The 18,874-nt window shown below is 69.5% G+C and carries 29 protein-coding genes; 23 read left to right on the top strand and 6 right to left on the bottom strand.

The genetic code is table 11. From position 1 onward, the window contains the following. The 16 genes from ACIBEF_RS00560 (at position 1) to ACIBEF_RS00485 (ending at position 11,149) form a co-directional block, all read left to right on the top strand. Positions 1-1,584 (top strand): hypothetical protein, encoded by a 1,584-nt coding sequence (locus ACIBEF_RS00560; RefSeq protein WP_396789926.1) that lies wholly within the window; start codon positions 1-3, stop codon positions 1,582-1,584. Next, the gene (locus ACIBEF_RS00555; protein WP_396789924.1) at positions 1,581-2,951 is read left to right on the top strand and encodes a phage portal protein; all 1,371 of its coding nucleotides are present in this window, start codon (positions 1,581-1,583) and stop codon (positions 2,949-2,951) included. Before ACIBEF_RS00560 ends, ACIBEF_RS00555 begins: the two co-directional genes overlap by 4 nt. A 34-nt stretch (positions 2,952-2,985) precedes the next feature. Beyond that, positions 2,986-3,831: a hypothetical protein gene (locus tag ACIBEF_RS00550; protein WP_396789922.1), complete on the top strand. Its 846-nt coding sequence runs from the start codon at positions 2,986-2,988 to the stop codon at positions 3,829-3,831. A 47-nt stretch (positions 3,832-3,878) separates the two neighbouring features. Then, complete coding sequence (locus ACIBEF_RS00545; RefSeq protein ID WP_396789920.1) at positions 3,879-4,382, top strand: hypothetical protein; 504 nt, start codon at positions 3,879-3,881, stop codon at positions 4,380-4,382. A 9-nt stretch (positions 4,383-4,391) separates the two neighbouring features. Beyond that, positions 4,392-4,784 (top strand): capsid cement protein, encoded by a 393-nt coding sequence (locus tag ACIBEF_RS00540; RefSeq protein WP_396789918.1) that lies wholly within the window; start codon positions 4,392-4,394, stop codon positions 4,782-4,784. A 65-nt stretch (positions 4,785-4,849) separates the two neighbouring features. After that, positions 4,850-5,758, top strand: coding sequence for a hypothetical protein (locus ACIBEF_RS00535; RefSeq protein WP_396789916.1), 909 nt, complete (start codon positions 4,850-4,852; stop codon positions 5,756-5,758). A gap of 11 nt (positions 5,759-5,769) precedes the next feature. Then, entirely contained in the window at positions 5,770-6,027 is a 258-nt protein-coding gene (locus ACIBEF_RS00530; protein WP_396789914.1) for a hypothetical protein, read from the top strand. Positions 6,028-6,108: 81 nt separating this feature from the next. After that, positions 6,109-6,483 (top strand): hypothetical protein, encoded by a 375-nt coding sequence (locus ACIBEF_RS00525; protein ID WP_396789912.1) that lies wholly within the window; start codon positions 6,109-6,111, stop codon positions 6,481-6,483. 15 nt (positions 6,484-6,498) lie between these two features. After that, on the top strand, positions 6,499-6,846 hold the full coding sequence (locus ACIBEF_RS00520; protein WP_396789910.1) for a hypothetical protein: 348 nt from the start codon (positions 6,499-6,501) through the stop codon (positions 6,844-6,846). Then, a complete protein-coding gene (locus ACIBEF_RS00515; protein WP_396789908.1) occupies positions 6,843-7,142 on the top strand; it encodes a hypothetical protein in 300 nt (99 codons plus the stop codon). Before ACIBEF_RS00520 ends, ACIBEF_RS00515 begins: the two co-directional genes overlap by 4 nt. Further along, positions 7,142-7,597, top strand: coding sequence for a hypothetical protein (locus tag ACIBEF_RS00510; protein WP_396789906.1), 456 nt, complete (start codon positions 7,142-7,144; stop codon positions 7,595-7,597). The genes ACIBEF_RS00515 and ACIBEF_RS00510 overlap by 1 nt, the downstream gene beginning before the upstream one ends. A gap of 69 nt (positions 7,598-7,666) precedes the next feature. Next, positions 7,667-8,236, top strand: a complete 570-nt coding sequence (locus ACIBEF_RS00505) for a hypothetical protein (protein WP_396789904.1) — start codon at positions 7,667-7,669, stop codon at positions 8,234-8,236. 86 nt (positions 8,237-8,322) lie between these two features. Further along, entirely contained in the window at positions 8,323-8,607 is a 285-nt protein-coding gene (locus ACIBEF_RS00500; protein WP_396789902.1) for a hypothetical protein, read from the top strand. Next, positions 8,600-8,992, top strand: coding sequence for a hypothetical protein (locus tag ACIBEF_RS00495; protein ID WP_396789900.1), 393 nt, complete (start codon positions 8,600-8,602; stop codon positions 8,990-8,992). The genes ACIBEF_RS00500 and ACIBEF_RS00495 overlap by 8 nt, the downstream gene beginning before the upstream one ends. 14 nt (positions 8,993-9,006) lie before the next feature. After that, on the top strand, positions 9,007-9,261 hold the full coding sequence (locus ACIBEF_RS00490; protein ID WP_396789898.1) for a hypothetical protein: 255 nt from the start codon (positions 9,007-9,009) through the stop codon (positions 9,259-9,261). 1 nt (position 9,262) lies between these two features. Continuing rightward, the gene (locus ACIBEF_RS00485; RefSeq protein ID WP_396789896.1) at positions 9,263-11,149 is read left to right on the top strand and encodes a hypothetical protein; all 1,887 of its coding nucleotides are present in this window, start codon (positions 9,263-9,265) and stop codon (positions 11,147-11,149) included. Here ACIBEF_RS00485 and ACIBEF_RS00480 read toward each other — a convergent pair. Next, positions 11,146-11,592, bottom strand: a complete 447-nt coding sequence (locus ACIBEF_RS00480; RefSeq protein ID WP_396789894.1) for a hypothetical protein — start codon at positions 11,590-11,592, stop codon at positions 11,146-11,148. The genes ACIBEF_RS00485 and ACIBEF_RS00480 overlap by 4 nt on opposite strands. Positions 11,593-11,643: 51 nt before the next feature. Between ACIBEF_RS00480 and ACIBEF_RS00475 the strand changes: the two genes are divergently transcribed. From ACIBEF_RS00475 to ACIBEF_RS00455, 5 genes are all read left to right on the top strand, one after another. Beyond that, on the top strand, positions 11,644-14,805 hold the full coding sequence (locus ACIBEF_RS00475; RefSeq protein WP_396789892.1) for an SGNH/GDSL hydrolase family protein: 3,162 nt from the start codon (positions 11,644-11,646) through the stop codon (positions 14,803-14,805). A gap of 97 nt (positions 14,806-14,902) precedes the next feature. After that, the gene (locus ACIBEF_RS00470) at positions 14,903-15,262 is read left to right on the top strand and encodes a hypothetical protein (RefSeq protein WP_396789890.1); all 360 of its coding nucleotides are present in this window, start codon (positions 14,903-14,905) and stop codon (positions 15,260-15,262) included. Between the two features lie 2 nt (positions 15,263-15,264). Beyond that, positions 15,265-16,152: a hypothetical protein gene (locus ACIBEF_RS00465; RefSeq protein ID WP_396789888.1), complete on the top strand. Its 888-nt coding sequence runs from the start codon at positions 15,265-15,267 to the stop codon at positions 16,150-16,152. Positions 16,153-16,156: 4 nt separating this feature from the next. Further along, a complete protein-coding gene (locus ACIBEF_RS00460) occupies positions 16,157-16,573 on the top strand; it encodes a hypothetical protein (protein WP_396789887.1) in 417 nt (138 codons plus the stop codon). Next, entirely contained in the window at positions 16,570-16,944 is a 375-nt protein-coding gene (locus tag ACIBEF_RS00455) for a hypothetical protein (RefSeq protein WP_396789882.1), read from the top strand. The genes ACIBEF_RS00460 and ACIBEF_RS00455 overlap by 4 nt, the downstream gene beginning before the upstream one ends. Before the next feature lie 133 nt (positions 16,945-17,077). Here the strand turns inward: ACIBEF_RS00455 and ACIBEF_RS00450 are convergent, their stop codons facing one another. Next, on the bottom strand, positions 17,078-17,332 hold the full coding sequence (locus tag ACIBEF_RS00450) for a hypothetical protein (RefSeq protein WP_396789880.1): 255 nt from the start codon (positions 17,330-17,332) through the stop codon (positions 17,078-17,080). Between the two features lie 27 nt (positions 17,333-17,359). On the opposite strand from ACIBEF_RS00450, the gene ACIBEF_RS00445 reads away from it, so the two are divergent. Then, positions 17,360-17,545, top strand: coding sequence for a hypothetical protein (locus ACIBEF_RS00445; protein ID WP_396789878.1), 186 nt, complete (start codon positions 17,360-17,362; stop codon positions 17,543-17,545). A 73-nt stretch (positions 17,546-17,618) separates the two neighbouring features. Here ACIBEF_RS00445 and ACIBEF_RS00440 read toward each other — a convergent pair whose 3' ends face one another. From ACIBEF_RS00440 to ACIBEF_RS00425, 4 genes are all read right to left on the bottom strand, one after another. Further along, entirely contained in the window at positions 17,619-17,837 is a 219-nt protein-coding gene (locus ACIBEF_RS00440; RefSeq protein ID WP_396789876.1) for a hypothetical protein, read from the bottom strand. A 14-nt stretch (positions 17,838-17,851) separates the two neighbouring features. Then, positions 17,852-18,016, bottom strand: coding sequence for a hypothetical protein (locus ACIBEF_RS00435; RefSeq protein WP_396789874.1), 165 nt, complete (start codon positions 18,014-18,016; stop codon positions 17,852-17,854). A gap of 30 nt (positions 18,017-18,046) precedes the next feature. Further along, positions 18,047-18,223 carry a hypothetical protein gene (locus ACIBEF_RS00430; RefSeq protein ID WP_396789872.1) on the bottom strand — a complete coding sequence of 59 codons (177 nt, stop codon included), beginning with the start codon at positions 18,221-18,223 and terminating at the stop codon, positions 18,047-18,049. Positions 18,224-18,360: 137 nt separating this feature from the next. After that, positions 18,361-18,588, bottom strand: coding sequence for a hypothetical protein (locus tag ACIBEF_RS00425; RefSeq protein WP_396789870.1), 228 nt, complete (start codon positions 18,586-18,588; stop codon positions 18,361-18,363). A gap of 102 nt (positions 18,589-18,690) precedes the next feature. On the opposite strand from ACIBEF_RS00425, the gene ACIBEF_RS00420 reads away from it, so the two are divergent. Continuing rightward, on the top strand, positions 18,691-18,861 hold the full coding sequence (locus tag ACIBEF_RS00420; protein WP_396789868.1) for a hypothetical protein: 171 nt from the start codon (positions 18,691-18,693) through the stop codon (positions 18,859-18,861). Positions 18,862-18,874: the final 13 nt, after the last annotated feature.

Raw genomic sequence — 18,874 nt, 5'->3', positions numbered from 1 at the left:
GTGCCGTGGAAGCCGCTGTTCGACGGCCATGTCCCCTCGCTTGGGTACGAGGTGGCGGACTGGATCACTGAGCACTGCTGCCACGGCCCGGGTGACATCGCCGGGGAGCCGATCGAGCTGGACCGGGAGTGGTTGCGGTTCCTCGTCGAGGCGTACCGCATCGATCCGGTCACAGGCCGGCGGTTGTACGACGAGGCGGTGTTGTCCCGGCCGAAGGGGCGGGCGAAGTCGGAGTTGGCCGGCTGGATCGGGGTGGCGGAGGCGCTCGGCCCGGTCCGGTTCGACGGGTGGAACGCCGCCGGTCAGCCGGTGGGCCGCCCGGTGCGCACACCGCTGCTGAAGTGCCTGGCCACTGAGGAGTCGCAGGCCGGGAACACGTTCGAGAACATCGCCTACATCTGCGGCGAGTGGGGTAAGGACACCCACCCCGAGGTGTACGGGGCGATCTCCGGCGCACGGAACTACCAGTCGGCGACGGCCCTGTACCTGCCGCACGGCGGTGAGATCCGGGCGTGCACGTCCGGGTCAGCCAGCAAGGACGGCGGCAAGGAAACGTGGGTGTGCGCCGACGAGACGCACCTGTACGTGCTGCGTGAGCTGAAGTCGATGTACGGCACCGTGAGCCGGAACCTGGGCAAGCGGGACCAGCCGTGGCTGATGCAGACCTCCACGGCGTACCGGCCGGGTGAGCAGTCGGTGTTCGAGGACACCCTGACCGCCTGGCGTAAGGGTGAGCTGTCGTCGTCGGTGCTGATGGACCACCGTGAGGCCAAGGGACGCATCGACCTGGACGACGAGGACCACACGAAGGCGCAGTTGCGGCAGGTCTACGGCGAGGCCGCCGGCTGGCTGGACTTGGACCGGATCTACCGGAACATGCGCGACCCGCGCATATGCGTGGACGACGCGGAGGCGGCCCGGTACTACCTGAACCGGCCGCTGTCGACGAAGGACGCGTGGATCCCGCTGGACGTGGTCGAGCGGCAGGCCCGCGCCGAAGTCGTCGAGCCTGGAACCGCGGTGGCGCTCGGGTTCGACGGGTCGCTGCGTGACGACGCGACGGTGCTGATCGGCACGCGTATGTCGGACGGGTTCATGTTCCCGGTGGGGATCTGGGCGAAGCCGTCGGGGCCGGAGGGCAACTGGTGGGAGGTTCCCCGTTCGGACGTGCTGGCCGCGGTCCGGGAGGCGTTCGCCCGATACCGGGTGGTGCGGTTGTACGCCGACCCCCACGAGTGGCGTTCCGACGTCGACAGCCTCGCTGAGGAGTTGGGCGCTGAGCGGGTCCTGTCGTGGGAGACGCGCCGGGACGTGCAGATGGCCGCAGCACTGGACCGACTCCGCACCGACCTGGTGAACGGGGCGGTGTGGCACTCCGGCGACGCGGTGTTCGTCGAGCACTTCGGCAACGCGTATGTGCGGCGCAAGGGCGGGCACCGGCTGGTCCGCAAGGAGCACGACCGGTCGAACCGGAAGATCGACAGCGTGGTGGGTGCCGCGCTGGCGTACGAGGCCCGCGCAGACGCGATCGCGGCTGGTTGGACGGCTGAGCAGCCCAGGCGGCGGATGGTGGTGAGACGGTGAGCGAACTCGACGACGAGGTCCGCCGTCTCGACGGCCTCCGCTGGGCGTGCCTGGAGCGCCTGCGCGTCTATGACGCCTACTACGAGGGCGAGCAGCCCCTGCGCTACATGGCCCCGGCGTTGGAGAAGGAGGTCGGGGACCGCATCACCCAGTTGGTCATCAACTGGCCGCGGTTGGGCGCCGACGCTTACGAGAATCGCCTCGACGTGGAGGGCTTCCGGTACGCCGGGGGCTCCGCGCGGGACGAGGATCTGTGGGCGGTGTGGCAGGCCAACAACTGCGACGAGCAGTCCCAACAGGGGCACCTGGAGTCGCTGATCCTCGGCCGGGCGTTCGTCATCGTCGGCGCTGGGGATGACGAGGACGACGCGCCGATCATCTCAGTGGAGTCACCGGAGCAGGTGGTGGCGCGGCGCGATCCGCGTACCCGGCGGGTGCTGTCGGCTCTGAAGCGGTGGGACGAAGAGCCCGGCACGCCGTCGATGGAGAAGTGGGCGACGCTGTATCTGCCTGACTCCACCCGGCTGCTGGTGTTCCGCCGCGGCGAGTGGCAGGTGGTGTCGACCGACGACCACGGTATGGGTCGGGTGCCGGTGGTGCCGCTGGTGAACCGGCCGCGGCTGCTGCGCCCGGATGGCGTGTCGGAGTTCCACGACGTGCTGCCGCTGGCGGACGCGGCGAACAAGATGGCCACGGACATGATGGTGTCCGGAGAGTTCCACGCGATGCCGCGCCGCTGGGCGGTCGGCGTGAAGGCCGAGGACTTCGTCGACGAGAACGGCAACCCGCTGTCGACGTGGTCGTCGATCGCGGGCCGGTTGTGGGCGAACGAGGACCCGAACGTGAAGATGGGCCAGTTCCCGGAGGCGGACCTGGCTGTCTTCCACAACACGATCCGCATGCTGGCCCAGGTCGCCGCGCAGCAGTTGGCGTTGCCGCCGCACTACATGGCGTTCACCGGCGATAACCCGACGTCGGCGGATGCGATCCGTTCGGCGGAGACGCAGCTGGTGAAGCGGGTGGAGCGCAAGCAGACGTACCTCGGTGGCGCCTGGGAAGACGTGATGCGGCTGGTGCTGCGCATCCAGACCGGCGAGTGGGACGAGCGGGCCCGGTCGCTGGAGACGATGTGGCGGGATCCGGCGACGCCGACGGTGGCGCAGAAGGCCGACGCGATCCAGAAGCTGACCGGTGGTGCGCCGATCCTGCCGGTGGAGATGGCCCGCGAGGACATGGGCTACACGCCGGAGCAGCGCCGCCGGATGGCGGAGATGGACGACCGGGTGGCTGCCCGCGACCCGGTGCTGGAGATCGCCCGTAGCCTGCCTGCTGGTCAGGCTGGTGCTGTCGATGCCCTCGCTGGTTGAGGTCGCTCGGGAGCATTCGCGGTTCCGTCGCCGGTTGGCGTTGGTCGCGGCCGGTGAGGCGGGCCGGTTGTGGTCGCAGCTTGACCCGGGCCGGATCGCGGTGTCGTGGCGTTCGCTGCTGCCGCGCCTGTTGACGGTGCTCACGGGTGCCCAGTTGGCGGTGGCGGCCCGCGCGGATGGCTACCTCGACGAGGTACTCGACGCCCAGGGCGTCACGCCGCGGGCTGTCGGGCGAGTGTCGGCCGCTGCGTTGGCTGGTGTGGCGTCGGATGGTCGCGATCTGGGCGGGCTGCTGTATCAACCCGCGGTGAGCACGCTGGTCGGCATCCAGCGCGGCGTGCCCGTCGAGCAGGCACTTACCGGTGCCGGCGCGGGGCTGAACATGCTGGTTCGCACGCAGGTCGCCGACGCTGGTCGGGTGGCTGACCAGGTGGCACTGACCGCCCGCCCGCAGGCGGGCGGGTATGTGCGGATGCTGGTCGGTGCCTCATGCGGCCGTTGCGCGGTTCTCGCTGGCCGCAGGTACGAGTGGAGTACGGGGTTCGAGCGTCACCCGCGCTGCGACTGCCTGCACATTCCGGCGCGGGAAGACACCGCCGATGACCTGCGGACGGACCCGCGACGTTACTTCGAAAGCCTGACTGCAGCCGAGCAGGACCGCTTGTTCACGGTCGCGGGCGCGGAGGCGATTCGCTCCGGCGCCGACATCGCCCAGGTGGTGAACGCCCGCCGCGGTGTCTACACCGCTGGCGGCCGGAAGTTCACCCGGACGAACGCCGGCAAGAGGCCGCGTCTGATGCCGGAGCAGATCCTGCGCGAGGCCAACGGTGACCGCTCGGAAGCCCAACGCCTGCTCAGGCGCTTCGGGTACATCACCTGATCTTCCCGCCCCTGGAGGGCGGTGGAAGTACCGCCCCTGGAGGGCACATGTCCGACGAAGAGACCAGCGAAGTCCAGGAGACCGAGCCGGCCGGCACCAGCACCGATACCGCCCAGGCTGACGACCCCCGGGTCACGAAGGCCAACCAGGAGGCCGCGAAGTACCGGCGCGAACTGCGCGCCCGCGAGGCCGAACTGGAGAGGCTCCACGCTGCTGCCCAGGAGGCGGAAGACGCGAAGCTGTCCGACCTGGAGAAGGCGAACAAGGCGGCCACCGACGCCGCCGCCCGAGCCGACCAGCTGGCGGCTCAGGTGGCCCGATACAAGGTGATCGCGAAGACGCAGCTCCCCGAGGAGTTGCACGAGTTCCTGCCCGAGGGCATCGCCGACGAGGAGGCGCTGCTGGCCCGGGCGGAGAAGCTGCGGTCCGCGCTGGGCAAGCCGCCCGCCGGTCCGCGACCGGACCCGGGTCAGGGTCCGCGTCCACCGTCGCCTCAGTCCGAGGACGACGCCCTGTACGAGTCGATCTACGGGCCTGCGGCCCAGAAGTGAGCCACCGACATGGCCGAGTACCTTCCCATCCGCAAGCCGGGCAACGCGCTGGTCGCGACCGCCTCCGGCACGATCACGGGCGGCCAGATGGTGGCCGTCTCCGGCGTGGGGACCGTCGCGGTCGCCGGCGCCACCGCCCTCAACTGGCTGGGCGTCGCCGCGTTCGACGCGGTCTCCGGCGATCAGGTGACGATCTTCTGCGACGGCGTCCAGGAACTCACCGCGTCGGGCACGGTCACCGCCGGGGACCTAGTGGTGTGCGCCGCGACCGGTCAGGTGTCAACGCTGGCGGCGGTGACCACCCCGACGCCCGCCGACGTGACCGGAGCCCGTGCGCTGGTCGGGGTCGCGCTGACCACCGCCTCGAACGGCAACAAGGTTCGCGTCAAGTTCTCCCGCTGACCTGCCCTTTCCTTCCCAGTTAGGAGTGAGGCTGTTCGCCTCCTCCGGATTCCCAGAGGTGGACTGTGCCTTACACCTATCCTCCGGCGGCTCCGACGCTGTCGGGTGACTACCTGACCGTCAGCCGTTTCCTCAACAACCCGGCCGTGGTCGCGCGGCGGCTGCGGACCCTCGCCGAGCAGCGGCTGATCGCCGCGTCGATCCTGTCCGGGCGTGAGTCCGTGTCCGGCGGCGCGATCGGCTTTGAGCAGAACGAGGGCATCTACCCGGACCGTCCGGTCGAGGCGGTGTCGCCGGGCGGCGAGTACCCGCTGACCACCGTCACGCCGGGGCCGACGCAGCTCGTGAAGATCGTCAAGTGGGGTCAGGACACCCTGGTCACCGACGAGGCGGTCACCCGGCAGCGGATGGCCGCTGCGGAGCGGGCGATGCTGAAGCTGGTCAACGCGGCGGCGAAGAACGTCGACAGCGTGGCGTTGTCGCTGATCGCCTCCGCCGTGACCCAGACCCGGGCCGCGTCGGCGGCGTGGTCGACGGCTTCGCCGAAGATCCTTCAGGATCTGATGCTGGCCAAGGCCGACGTCGCCGCCCTGAACCAGGGTTACGAGCCGGACACCCTGCTCGTGAACGACGCGACTTGGGCGTACCTGTCCTCGGACCCGGTGCTGATCAGCGCAATGCAGCGGGAGACGACCAGCAACACCGTCTATTCGGGCGAGTTCAACGTCATCGCGGGCCTCCGGGTGCTGCCGACGCCGAACCTGCCGGCGTCGGGCGCGTGGGTGCTCGACTCCACCCAGCTGGGTGGCATCGCGACCGAGGATCTCCAGGGCGGCTACCAGGCCGCCGGTGACCTCATCCAGTCGAAGACGATGCGCGAGGACCACAACGACCAGTGGCGTCTGCGCGCTCGGGCGGTGTTCGTGCCGTACATCACCGAGCCGAACGCGGCCATCAAGATCACGGGCGTCTGAGGAGAGAACTGATGGCCGAGGCCAAGAGCACCACCACGAAGAACGCCAGCACCTCGACCAGCACCCGAAGCGGCTCGAAGCAGCTCGTGGTGCTGGCGCCGCTGGTGCAGGTCCGCGACGCCGAGGGGCGCATCCAGTACCTGTACCGGGGCGCGGTGATGCCGCAGGGCACTCCGCAGGCCGAGCTGGATCGGCTCAGCGAGATGGGGCTGATCGGCGAGGACGACGGCACAGCAGTGGCGGGCGTCGCTGCTGACCCGCAGGGCTGACCGATGCGGGGCCGGACGGCATTCCTCCCCGCCGTCCGGCCCACCTGCAACCAACCTGCGTCGAGCTGAGAGGGGTGCGTGGTGCCGGAGCTGTTCACTCTGCCCGAGTTGGACGCCTGGGCGCAGGCGGCCGTGCCGGTGGCGACCGGAACGCTCGCGCTGGAGCTGGTCACCTCCCTGATCCGCAGCGAGGTGGGCGCCGACCGGTACGACGCGCTGCTCGACCTGTCGCCGCTGAAGCCGGTCGCGCTGGGTGTGGCCAGGCGGATGATTCGCAACGCGGACGGGCGCCGGTCGGTGGACCTCAAACTCGACGACTTCTCGGAGACGGTTACCTACGCATCCGAGACTCTCGCTGGGCCGTTCCTCACCCCCGACGACGTGGATCGACTGTGGCGAGCGCTGGGCGTGCGTCGGTCGGGTGCTTTCACGATCCGCACTGGCTGCACGGTCTAGTGGAGGGGGTGTGCCGTGCTGCCGACTTACCTCTTGCCGCACCAGATCACGATCGTGACGCCGGGTCGTGTTGATGATGGCTACGGCAACGAAGTCCTCACCTACGACCCAGACGAGGGCGCGACGAGCCGGGACAGGGCCGCCTATGTTCGGCCGGCGCCGGCAAGCGAGGACGTGGTTGACCGAAACGCAGTCACCTCGGCTTGGCAGGTGCACACCAATGACCTTGAGGTCGCGGCACTGGAGCGGGTCGTCTTCGACGGCATCACCTACGACATCGACGGCCAGCCGAACGTGTGGCGGGTCATCCCCGGTGGACGCTCGGGGCACTCAAAGTTCCTGCTCAGGAGGGTCGACGGATGACCATCAAGGTGGAGCGGGTGCGGGTGAATCGGCGAGGCATGCGCGACCTGCTCCGGTCGGAGGGCATGCAGGAGATGCTCGGCCGCAAGGCGTTGGCGGTCGCGGACGTCGTCGAGGCTGCCGGCATACGTGTGGAGGGTGTACCGGGTCGGATCGCGCTGCCGGTTACCGTGACGGTTTTGGCAGGCTCGGAGCGGGCCCGCGCTCGGGTGGTCCTCGACCACCCGTCCGGCCTCGCGGTAGAGGCAAAGCACGGCATCCTGACGTCGAGCATCGACGCAGCCCGGGACGCGTGATGGACGCGGTCGCGCTCTACCCGGACGCCGAACTGGTCGCGGTGACGTGGCTGCGCGCCCGGTTGGCTGAGCGGTCCGAGCCCTACGCTGCCGGCGTCACGGTCGGCACGAAAGTCACCCCGGGCGTGTCGCCGAGCAAGTACGTGCGGATCCGCCGCCTCGGCGGGGTGGAGCTACACAGGGTGGCCGACTCGCCTCGTTTGCAGGCGCAGGTTTGGTATTCCACCGGTGCGACCACTGATGAGAAGAACCGCAACGACCTGGCCCAGTTGGTGTGGGCGTTGCTGCGCGGTGTTCGCGGCCAGGACGTGACGGTGCCGGATTGGCCGCGTCCGGTGACCTGTTACCGGGTGGCCACGTTCGTGGGCCCGACGCCGGCGGCGGACCCGGCGGATGCCGCCCGGACGATCACTCAGCTCACCGTCGAGATCGGTATGCGCGGCCGGCCCGCGTAGTCACGTCGCGCCCGCGACCAGTACCCGGCGACCGTCGGGCCCTTCACCATGCACGCAGGAGGATGACCCATGCCGGTCAACATCGATTTGATCCGGGCGTACACCGACGGCCTCGTGGCCACGCACGCTGCGACCAGCCCGGGTGTGATCACCGCCCCGACCAACGCCACTGCTTCGCTGGCGGCCGGGTACAAGGAAGTCGGCGCGATCTCCAGTGATGGCCTGACCGAGGCCACCAACCAGGACCGCACCGACGTGTTCATCTGGCAGGGCAACGCCTTGGCCAGGCGGATCCCCGGCCAGTTCACGAAGACGTTCACGTTCGCGGCGGCGGAGACGTCGCTGTTCACCCTGGGCATCCAGTACCCGGGGAGCACCATCACGTCGACCACCGAGGGCGCGAGCGTTGCGGAGAAGCCGGCGGCGACGGACGTGCGGGCGTGGGTGCTGCACGGCACCGACGGTGCGACCCGCGTGCAGCGCGTGTTCCTGCCGAAGGCCGAGGTGACCGAACGCGGTGACGTGGTCTGGTCCTCGGGTGACGTTACGGTCTACGAGTGGACGTTGTCCGCGTACGTGGACAACTCGGGCGTGGTGGCGTACCGGTACTTCATAGACGCCCAGATGGCGACGCCGTAGCCCCCTGATCGCACCGGCGGGTCCGTCAGCGGGCGCGGGGCCCGCCGGTGCTCAAGCCCGCACGCCCGCGAGGAAGGGGGCCACCCGTGGCCACCACCGAAGCACAGCGGCAGTACGCCGCCGACCTTCACTCCATGTTCACCGCCCTCGTTGACGAGGGCTTCACCGGTGATCAGGCCGTCGCGCTGCTGTGCTGCCTGATCCAGCCTCAGCCGGCCCGGACTGGCTCGGCCGACCGCAACAAGCAGGTCAGCGCGTTGCTCGCTGCCGCCCGCAAGAAACCACCAGCGACGCGGAGCCCGGCAGACGACCGGGCCGCCGACCTGTGGAACCCGCCCGCACCCGACACTGGAGCGCCCGCCCATGACTGACGTCTTCGATCTCGACGCGTACGTCGCCGAGCACCGCAAAGACCCGTACGAGTTCACCTACGGCGGACAGGGCTTCCAACTGCCCCACGCGCAGGACACCGACTGGCGGGTGATGGAGGCCGCCGACCAGGGCGACGTGGAGGCCATCCGGACTCTGTTCCGCCTCGGCCTCGGCGCCGATCAGTGGGGGCGGTTCGAGAAGCTGCCGCAGCCCGTCGGGGCGATGGGTGAGCTGTTCCGCCGCTGGCAGGCCCACTCGGGGACGAAGCCGGGGGAATCGCCGGCCTCGCCCAGCTCATCCGGGAGCACGGCGAGGCCGTCGAAGCGTCGCTCCGCCGCTACTACCCCGGCACGTCGCTCCGCCAAGCCGTCACCGGCGAGCTGACCCGGCGGGAACTGTTGGCCCTGATCCGACACCTGCCGCCCGATTCGCCGCTCGGCCTGGCCTTGCACGGTGAGGCCGGTCGGTGGGCGGCGGCGGATCACCTGCTCGCCAGCGTCGTGGAGCTGCTGGCCGGGGCGAACTGGCAGCGCGGTGGTGGCAAGGGCCCGAAGCCGAAACCGGTGCCGCGACCAGACGCACGGGCAGAGAAGCGCCGCCGCGAGTACGTCGGCCGCCTGCAACGACTCGGACTGATCAACGCTGGGGGGTGACGTGGCTACGGAGGTCGGTACCGCCTACGTGGCGATCATCCCCTCAGCTCGGGGGTTCGCCCGGACGTTGCAGAAGGCCATCGCGAAGGAATTCGCGGGCAGCAAGTTGGACAAGATGATTGAGGATGCCTTCGCGGGCGCCTCGGTCAGCGTGCCCGTGAAGCCCGTCATCCGCCCCGGTGACGTGCCCGATGAGCTGCCGGTCCGCCCAGGTCAGGAACCGACGCTGCCGGTGCGCCTGGACCCGTTGACGAAGGCGTTGCAGGACGACGTCCGCCGGGAACTCGGTTCGCTGACCCGCGAAGCGGTGAAGATCGACGTTGGGGCGGACACCGACGACCTGCGTGCGGAGGTGTCTGCCGCGATCAGCGCGGTGGAAGCCAGCCTGTCCGCTGAGGTGCCCACCGAGCCGGCCGGCCGCGCCGAGTACGAGCGGCAGTTGCGGGCGCAGGTCGCCGAGGTGTCCCGGACCGTCCGCGCTCGCATCCAGGCGGACGTCGACGTTGACCTGGACAAGCCGTTGCGTGACGGCAGGATCACCACTGCCGGTGAAACCATCGGTCGGACTCTGGCGAGCAGTGTGGTCAGCAGCTTCGGCAGTGGCATCTCCACCCTCGCCGGCCCGGCCGCGTTCGTTGGGTTGGTCGCTGCTGCAGCTGTGGCTGGGCCGCTGATCGGCGCTGCTCTCGCTGGCGGCATCCTCGCCGCGCTCGGCGGTGGTGTGATCGCCCTGGGCATCGTGGGTGTGAAGGACGACCCGCGTTTCAAGGCGGCAGCGGCGGACCTCGGCGCGACGATGAAGTCGACTCTGTCGAAGGCTGCCGCCCCGCTGCTGGGTGAACCGGGCAAGCCCGGCCCACTGCTGAGGGCGATGGAGATCCTCAAGCAGCTCGTGATCGACATCGGCCCGTCGCTGGAGCAGATGTTCGCGGCGATCGGCCCGTACATCCCGGGCCTGGCACAGGGGTTCGCCGACTTCGTGAAGGCCGTGATGCCTGGCCTGTTGGCGGCGGTTCAGGCGGCCGGCCCGATCATCGAGGTGATCGCGTTGAACCTGGGTCCACTGGGTGCGGCTCTGGGGACGTTCCTGGGGGTGATGGCGGCGTTGGCCCCGGCGGCGGCCGACGCGCTGAACGTGATCTTCTTCCTGATCAACCACGTGATCGGGGTTGCCGGGGACCTGATCTACGGGTTGGGTGCCGCGTTCGGTGGGCTGTTTCAGTGGGTCAAGGACCTCCGGGAGTCCATCGCCGCAGGGTGGGCGCACATCGTGAACATCTTCACCGGCGGCACCGCCACTGTGAAGCAGCGGATCGAGGCTTTCATCGGGTCGGCGATCCGCCTGTTCACCGGCTTGTGGGACAAGCTGACCGGTGGCGCGCGCAGGGCGTTGTCCTCGGTGGCGAGCACGTTCAGCGGCCTGCGGGGGCGGATCACCTCAGCGGTAGGCAACCTCGGCAGCCTGCTCTACAACGCCGGCCGCAGCATCATCAACGGGCTGATCAACGGCATCCGTTCAGCCCTCGGTGCGCTGCAGTCGACGCTGAACTACGTGACGAGCGTGATCCCTGACTGGAAGGGCCCGCCGGACCGCGACCGGAAGCTGTTGGAGCCGGCCGGGTCGTCAATCATGGGTGGCCTGATCCGGGGTATCCGGGGGGAGCTGCCGGCGCTGCGCTCTGAGCTTGGCGGGGTGACGACCTTGGTGGCGGGGACGCCACTGGCGGCGGTGCCGGCCGGCGGTTACGGGCTGTCGACGACCGCGCCGAAGCCGGGAGTGCCGGCGCTGGCGTTCGTGGGCGGCGCGGAGGATTCGTTCATGCGGTGGCTGCGGGAGAACATCCGCATCGACTACGGCGGTGACCCGAACGCGGCGTTGGCGTCCTAGCCGATGGTCAGCTCCAGCAGGTCGGCGATCTCGTGCTCGGTGTAGGGCATCAGCCCGTACTGCGGGAAGTCGATGCCGTACTCGCCCTTGCCGGCGGGCAGGGTCAGCGTGAACGGCAGTTCGCACGTCCCGTCGACGAGCCGCCCAGGGCTGAGTGGGGCGTAGGCGATGGTGGCACCGCCCGGGTCGGTGACGACGATCTGCGCGTCAGGTCGGACGGTCGTCCCCTGGCAGCCCTGCCCTTGGGCGGCGTACTGGCCGGAGGGAAGGCGGATCGCTCCGGGCACGGTGTACGTCGGCTGCGGGCTGGCGGCCGGAGTCGGGTCGGCGAACCACCCCTGGATGGTGTCGACGCCGCGCAGGGAGAAGCCGACGGCGACGGCGGCGAGCGCGAGCGCGATGACGACGGTTGCCGGGGTCAGCCACAGGCGAAGACGGGTCACCGTGACAGTGTGCGCAGCCCGCGCCACCGCTGGTATCGACGGGAGGCGTAGGTGAGTAGTCCACTCGGGTTGGACGCGTCGTCGTCCGTCGCCTCGATCGTGGTGATCGGTGACTCCAACAGCGAGGGCACCGGGGCGACGTCGACGTTGTTGCGCTGGCAGTACCTGTTGCAGCAGAAGCTCCGCGCGCGTCTTCAGCCGGGTGGGGTGACGGGTGCGGCGGTGCCGTATATCTCGGCGTCGCCGCGGGTCAGCCCGCCGTACGGCGACTACCCGCGTACGGCGACCGGTGGGGTGACCACTGCCTCGTATGGGCTGGGTATCCGCGCTGCCGCGATCGTCGCGGGCGAGTCGGTGACGTTCACGTTCACGGGCACCAGGGCGAAGCTCTACGGCACGAAAGGCGCGACGGTCGGTAAGTACTCCATCAAGGTCGACGGTGGGGCGGAGACCGTCGTCGACGGGGTCAACGCGACCGTGATCAGTGGTCAGCTCATCTGGGATTCGGGCACCCTGACCGCTGGTGCGCACAGCGTGGTGGTGGCCCGCGCCGCCTCAACGGTGACGTCTCCGGGGCCTGTGTACCCCGAAGGGCTGATGACCTACAACGGCGACACCGCGTCGGGCGTGCGGGTGGTCGATGCGGCCCGGCACGGTGCCACGCTGGCGACGTTCACCGGCTCAAACGCGTGGTGGACGGCCCTGGGTGCGGTGGAGGGCGCACAACTGCTCATCATGCCGTGGGGTGCGAACGACTCGACCTCTGGCACGACGGCGGCGCAGTTCAAGACCGCGCTGAACCAGATGATCGCCGACACCCGCGCGGCTGGCTTCACCGGCACGGTGCTGCTGTTGAAGATGCCGAAGCGGGGCACCGCCGACGCGACCCTCTGGACGAACTACATGACCCAGATCGACGCCGTGGACCTGGCCGACGCGAACGTCCTCGTCCTCGACTTGCGGCCCAGCATCCCCGACCAGGGCACCCCGGCCGCAATCGCCGCCGGCCTCTACGCCGACGAAGTCCACTTCAGCAACGCCGGCCACGCGCTCATCGCTGACCTGGTCGCCGCAGCGATACTCGGTGACGAGGAGTCGGAGGATGGGTTCGAGACGCAGGTGTGGGCGGCGTTCGGCGCGAACCTGTCCGCTGGCCGTACCGCCTGGTCGTGGACGGACCTGTCTTCGCGAACTCGGGCTGAGCCGGTGCGGGTCCGGGCGGGGCTGTCCGCCGGTGCCCGGCAGGCATCGCCCACCTCCGGCACCTTGACGCTGGACAGCCCGGACGGGGCGCTGATACCCGGTAACCCGCTCTCCATCTACTTCCCGAACGTGGACCGGGGCACCCCGCTGCTGCACCGGATCCGGTGGGCGGGCATCTGGTACGACCGGCTCGCCGGGTACGCCGACCAGTGGCAACCCGTGTTCGTGCCGACCACCGACGGCATGGATTCGTTCGTGCGGGTGACCGCGTCGGGGATCCTGCGCCGCCTGTCGCAGGGCTCGAAGCCAGCCCGGTCAGCGCCGGCCCGGTACATCCCCACCACGTCACCGGTGGCGTACTGGACGTTGGAGGACGGGCAGTCGGTGCGGGAAGGTGCGGCCACTGTTGGCCGGTCGCCGATGTTCCCCTTCACCGGCACCCACCCGTCCGGGGCGGTGCTGACCTTCGCCCAGTGGGGTCGCGGTGAGATGGCCCCGTGGCTGCCGGAGGCCCTGTCCCGGTCCGGGAGCGCCGGTCTCACGGTCATCTGGGGCCGGGTGGTGATGCCGGCCAGCCCGGGGCGCTGGGTGATCGACTTCATGTACCGGAGCGGCACCGACTCGGGTGACGCCACGGTCGACGCGAACCCGTCCTACCTGGGCGGTTCGCTGGGGTGGCCGCAGTTGCTGCTGCTGCCCAGCGTGCGCGGTGTCGACGTGGCCATGAACGGCGAATCGGAGGTCACCGCAACCGCTGCGACCCTTTACGACGGGCAGCCGCACCACGTCCGCTGGGACGTCTACCAGAACGCCGCGAAGGTGTCGTGGAACGTGTACGTCGACGGCGTGATGGTCAACTTCGGGACCACTGCGGGGAACATGACGCTCCCCGCCATCGACACCCTGGGGTTGACCGCGGCTGCGCAGGGCGGTGCGGACATGGCACAGCAGCACATCGCCGTGTGGGTGATACCGCCACCGTTGGACACCGCCGTTGCTGCCGCGTTCGGGTACGCGGGCGAGACCGCCTCGGCGCGGATCGTGCGTCTGTGCGCGGAGGAGGGCATCCCCGTCACGGTGTTCCCTGGTGCCAGCGAGCGGCTCGGCCCGCAGGGCACCGTCGGCGTGCTGGAGCTGCTCCAGGAGGCGGCCGAGGCGGACGAGGGCCTCCTGGCCGAGGACGGGTTCGGGCTGGCGTACCTGCCGCACGGGGCACGCCACAACCGGCCGGTCGCCATGACGGTTGACCTGGCCACGTACTGCGTGACGTCGGGCGGGCAGGTGGAGGTGCTCGCGCCGGCCCTCGACGATCAGCGGCTGCGGAACCGTTGGGCGATCAGCAGGCCGGACGGCATCGAGGTGACCGTCGACAACGTGCCCCACCAGCAGAAGGTGGGCCTGTACGACGATTCGTCGTCGCTGAACGTGGAGACGGACGGGCAGCTGCGCGACCACGCGTCACTGCGGGTGTACCAGGGCACGCTGCCGGGGCTGCAGGAGCAGACATTCCCGCTGGACTTGGCCGCGAACCGGGACCTCGTCGGGGCGTGGCTGGCCTGCCGGGTTGGCTCGCGGATCGTGCGCACCAACCCGCCATTCCCGCACCCGCCAGAGACCATCGACCGGCTGGTGATGGGTTGGACGGAGACGATCAGCCCCACGGCGTGGTCGGCGGTGGTGACGTCTGACCCGGCGGCGGCGTGGAGTTTCGCCGTGGTCGACGGCCCGCAGCGGGTGACGGCTGACGGGGCAACCCTGTCGTCGTCGGTGACGTCCACCGCTACCACGATGCTGCTGGCCACCCCGGCGGCGATGGGCCTGTGGACGGTCCGCGCTGCGGCGTTCCCGTTCGACCTGATGGTGGGCGGGGAACGGGTCACGGTCACGACGATCACGGGCGCGTCGAGCCCGCAGACCGCGACGGTCGTCCGGTCGGTGAACGGAATCGTCAAGCCGCACGCGGCGGGGACACCCGTGCAGGTTGCCGTGCCCGCGATCGTGGGCCTGTGAGAGGGGAGGCGCTGTGCCGTTAGCCGCTGGTGACGACGTTCGGTCGTCGATCGCCCCTGGGTGGGTGGGCGAGGTTCTTCGAGGTTCGGGTGCCAGCGTGGGCCCGTTCACGACCACCGAGACCGTGGTGACGTCGTTCACCTTCACCGCCGTGGCGGCTGCCCGGTACAAGGTGACCGCGCACCAGCACGTGCGCTCGTCGGTGGCCGGTGACACCGTCCAGTTGCGGCTGCGCCGGGAGGCGGGGGCGTCGCTGACGATCTCAGGCACCCAGTTCGACACGACCAACCAGGGGTGCCTCACCACCAACCTGATCACGGTGTTGCTGGGCACGTTCACCAACGTATCGGGGCAGATCACGGTCGGTGTGACGGCAGTCCGGCTGTCCGGCACCGGCAACATCACCATGGACGCGTTCTCCACGGCCTCGTCCAAACTGATCGTGGAGAGGTGCTGACGATGCCCACCTACGCCCAGTTGCAGGCCGAGTCCTACTGGACGCGGGAGATCGTCACCGACGAGATCGACTGGCTCGGCGACGAGCTGTGCCGGCGCACCAACCGGCCCCGCGCCGCGTTCGGATCCAAGGGCGACAACGCGCACCTACGCGGCGCTCACCGCTCGCAGGAGTGGCTGCTGAAGTCCCGCTACTCGACCAGCCGCACCTACACCGTGCAGTCCGGGCTGACCGCTGAGCAGGCCAGACACGTCGCCGGCATCGACTTCACGCCCGGCTCCGACACTCAGATGATCGCCCAGTGCAAGCGGCTGCTCGCCGCGATGAAGGCCGGGCAGCTCAACGAGGTGGTCGAGTTCTACGGCAACGTCAACGGCGACAAGATCGTGGACGGCTGGGACAACCCACGCGACCGCCCCGCCAGTTCGGACAGCTCCCACCTGTGGCACTGGCACCTGACGATCGACCGGCGGCACTGCCGCAACCGGAAGCTGATGGAACGCATCCTGGCCATCGCGCTGGGGCTGACCCTGGAGGACGACGACATGGACGCCACCGAACGTGCCGCGCTGATGGAGATCCGCGACAACATCCGGCTCTACAACAGCGGCATGAGCAAAACTGCCACCGGCACCGTGCTCTCCCCGACGGTGTGGCGCATCCGCGACGAAGAGTGGCAGGCGAAGGTGACCTCCCTGCTCACCGCCCTGTCCGCGCAGATCGGCGGCCTCGACACCAAGCAGGTCATCGCCCGCATCGAGGCCCTGGCTGCCGAGGAACGCACCCGCGACGCCGAACTGGCCGAGCTGGTCCGGGCCGCGCAGTCGGGTGAACTGGCCGCCGACCAGTTCGTCGACGAGGTGGCCCGCCGCCTGGCCGACCAGGGGTAGGCGGGTGCCGACCATCATCGTCACCGGCCGGCACCGACCACACGAGGTCATGTTCCTGATCCTGTCGGCGCTGGCCGGCGGCGCGTTCGTCCTCGGCGCGAAACCACCCACCACCGTCGAGCAGCTCGTCGACACGTGGGTCCTGTGGACGTGGTACCTGCTGCTGTTCGCCTCCGGCGCCATCGGCCTGGTCAGCATCCTGCTCCCCGACACCTACCGGGCGCTCGTGCTGGAGTTGGCCGCGATGCACGGGCAGACAGCGGCGCCCCTGCTGTACGGGCTGGCGCTGCTCGCCAGCGGTCGGCCGGAGGCGACGTTCGCGGTGGCGTTTTGCCTGTCGTGGGCGGTCGCGTCGGCGTGGCGGGGATGGCAGGTGGCCCGAGGGATCAGGGCTGTGAAGCAGGCGGGGGAACGGTTGTGACGGGGTGGGCGCTGGTCCTGACGTGTGTGAGCGGCGGCGGGGTGGCCGGCATCATCACCACCCTGGTCGGGGGGTTGTTCAACCGGCCGAAGACCCGCGCGGACGCCGTCGCGCTGCTCACCGACTCGGCCCTGAAGCAGGTCAACGAGCTACAGGAACGCACCAGCGAGGCGGAGCGGGAAGCCCTCGCCGCCCGCAACGAGTTGGCGAAGGCCCGTCAGCAGATGCGGGAGCTGGCCGGGGAGATCGACGCGGCGGTGGCGACGTTGCGGACGTGGCGCTCGGCGATCCTCACCCCCGGGATCGAGCTGGAGCAGCTGCGGGCGATGGTCCGCGACCCGGGCGGCACCATCAACGGCCGCCACCTGTAGGAAGATCAAAGTTATCCGGAAGTCGCCTCGATCCTTACACGGCACCCAAAACCGTTGCTACATAAGGGTTTTCGGCTTATCCGGAACGGAGCGCGATCCTTACACACCCGGGAATAGACGGTTGTCACTCGGCCTAGAGCGCGTCCGGCTGCCGGATCCGCCACTCGCCAGTGCTGTACAGCCGCGCCAGCTCAGCCCGCGCGGACTCCTCATCGGGGTGCTCGACCACCGTCAACGGCTTCTCGCCCTCGCGCGGGTGGTTCACGTCGAGCCACACCTCCCAACCCGTGCCGTCCATCCGCTCGAACAGCCTGACCAGGGCCAGCGGGAGGTACGGGTCGTCGCCGTACAACCAGCCCGCCTCGCGGAGCTGCGGAAACCCAGCCATCCATGCACCGTACCCAGGAGGATCAGCATGCGCGTCAGCCAGTACGCCAAGACCATCGTCGCCGGTGTCGTCGCCGGTGGCACCGCACTCACCGTCGCCCTCGGCGACAACGTCCTGACCGCAACCGAAGGCATCACCACGGCACTGGCCATCCTCGGCGCGTTCGGCGTGTACGTCATCCCCAACGCCCCGGACAAGCCGTTCGACCGGTAACCCTCCCCGCAACGCACTGCGCCCCCTGCTCGGCCTCACGGCTGGGCAGGGGGCGTGCTTGTCGTTTGCTGTGTCAGTTGGCGAGGAAGAACAGGGTGTCGGCGTCCACGGGCATCGGCTGGTCGATGCCCGCGAAGTAGACCTGCGCGTACCCGCCGCCGACGGTGGCCGACTCGAACGTCAACACCTGGCCGCCCACCTTCACCCGGTCGCCGGGGGTGAGCTGGCCAAGGGTGCGCTGCCGGTTCAGGCTGTCGCGGAGGGCGGCGAGGGCGTGGGTGCTGGCGTCCATGACGGGCTCCCCTGTCAGCGGTTGTTGAGGATGGCGAGGTAGGCGCGGTTGTTGCGCTGCGCCTCGGTGGTGGGCGCGTCGTTGTAGCAGTACGCCTTGCCGTCGATGATCTGCACCCGGCCACCGGTGAAGGTGAACCCGCAGTCGGTGCAGTTGTGCTCAGTGTTCGAGGGCTGCATGGTGTGCGCTCCGATCAGCAAGAGGTGGGGTCAGGCGGGGAGCGGGATGAGCGGGATGTCGAGCATCTGGTTCCAGCGGGCGTCGAGCGCGGCCTGGGCGTTCGCGTCGGTCTCGCAGTCCTCGCAGGCGTCCATGGTGCCGCCGCTGGGGGCGGGGACGGTGCGGGCGTTGTCGGCTCCGCAGATCTCGCATCCGATGTTCACCATGTCCGTCTCCCCTGCATCCTGTTTGCGTCTCACTTGAGACACTACAGGGTAGGTAAGAGCGTGTCAACTGATACACGAAGACGGCCCCACTGCCTCCAGATCGGAGGTGGCGGGGCCGTCTTTCGGCATGTCAGGGGTTAGGTGCGCGGGCCGTACCTGCGGTTCAGGGTGGCCCGGTTGAATCGAGGCGGGGTGTCGTCGCCGGTCAGGTCGGTGTCGAGCACCTTCGCGTCTCGGGCCGCCTTGAGGGCTTCCCACGCCTCGTCCTCGGCGCGCTCGGCGTTCCGCGCCTTCTCGATGAAGGCGTCGAGCAGGGCTTGCTGCTCGTCGGTGTAGACGGTCTTGGGGCGAGGCACGGTGGTCACGCTATCAGCTCCTTGTCTCAGTTGACACAGGACGGGTTCCGGGGTTAGCGTCTCACCAGACACACAAACATGCAAGCGAACCTCAGGAGGAACGAGATGGGCATGTTCGGCAGCAAGGACCCGCAGAAGGCCGCAGCGATCAAGGAGCACAAGGACGCCCGCGCCGAGCTGGAGCGCATCAGCCGCCGGGACCGCGCGGAGACCGACGCCTTCCTCGACGCGAACGACCGCGTCATCGCCGCCGAGAAGAACATCCCCTGGTACCGGCGCTGACCACGCGACCACC

The organism is Micromonospora sp. NPDC050795 (genome assembly GCF_044456785.1).
In the GTDB taxonomy this organism is placed as follows: domain Bacteria; phylum Actinomycetota; class Actinomycetes; order Mycobacteriales; family Micromonosporaceae; genus Micromonospora.
Note: the sequence above shows the minus strand (reverse complement) of the source record. Positions and strands in the feature narration are given on the sequence as shown.

Coding starts and splice junctions, on each gene's coding strand:
- ACIBEF_RS00440 (WP_396789876.1), bottom strand. CDS start 17,837: ATGGACGCCAGCACCCACGCCCTCGCCGCCCTCCGCGACAGCCTGAAC.
- ACIBEF_RS00515 (WP_396789908.1), top strand. CDS start 6,843: ATGACCATCAAGGTGGAGCGGGTGCGGGTGAATCGGCGAGGCATGCGC.
- ACIBEF_RS00420 (WP_396789868.1), top strand. CDS start 18,691: ATGTTCGGCAGCAAGGACCCGCAGAAGGCCGCAGCGATCAAGGAGCAC.
- ACIBEF_RS00495 (WP_396789900.1), top strand. CDS start 8,600: ATGACTGACGTCTTCGATCTCGACGCGTACGTCGCCGAGCACCGCAAA.
- ACIBEF_RS00435 (WP_396789874.1), bottom strand. CDS start 18,016: ATGCAGCCCTCGAACACTGAGCACAACTGCACCGACTGCGGGTTCACC.
- ACIBEF_RS00445 (WP_396789878.1), top strand. CDS start 17,360: ATGCGCGTCAGCCAGTACGCCAAGACCATCGTCGCCGGTGTCGTCGCC.
- ACIBEF_RS00545 (WP_396789920.1), top strand. CDS start 3,879: ATGTCCGACGAAGAGACCAGCGAAGTCCAGGAGACCGAGCCGGCCGGC.
- ACIBEF_RS00505 (WP_396789904.1), top strand. CDS start 7,667: ATGCCGGTCAACATCGATTTGATCCGGGCGTACACCGACGGCCTCGTG.
- ACIBEF_RS00430 (WP_396789872.1), bottom strand. CDS start 18,223: ATGGTGAACATCGGATGCGAGATCTGCGGAGCCGACAACGCCCGCACC.
- ACIBEF_RS00540 (WP_396789918.1), top strand. CDS start 4,392: ATGGCCGAGTACCTTCCCATCCGCAAGCCGGGCAACGCGCTGGTCGCG.
- ACIBEF_RS00510 (WP_396789906.1), top strand. CDS start 7,142: ATGGACGCGGTCGCGCTCTACCCGGACGCCGAACTGGTCGCGGTGACG.
- ACIBEF_RS00450 (WP_396789880.1), bottom strand. CDS start 17,332: ATGGCTGGGTTTCCGCAGCTCCGCGAGGCGGGCTGGTTGTACGGCGAC.
- ACIBEF_RS00530 (WP_396789914.1), top strand. CDS start 5,770: ATGGCCGAGGCCAAGAGCACCACCACGAAGAACGCCAGCACCTCGACC.
- ACIBEF_RS00465 (WP_396789888.1), top strand. CDS start 15,265: ATGCCCACCTACGCCCAGTTGCAGGCCGAGTCCTACTGGACGCGGGAG.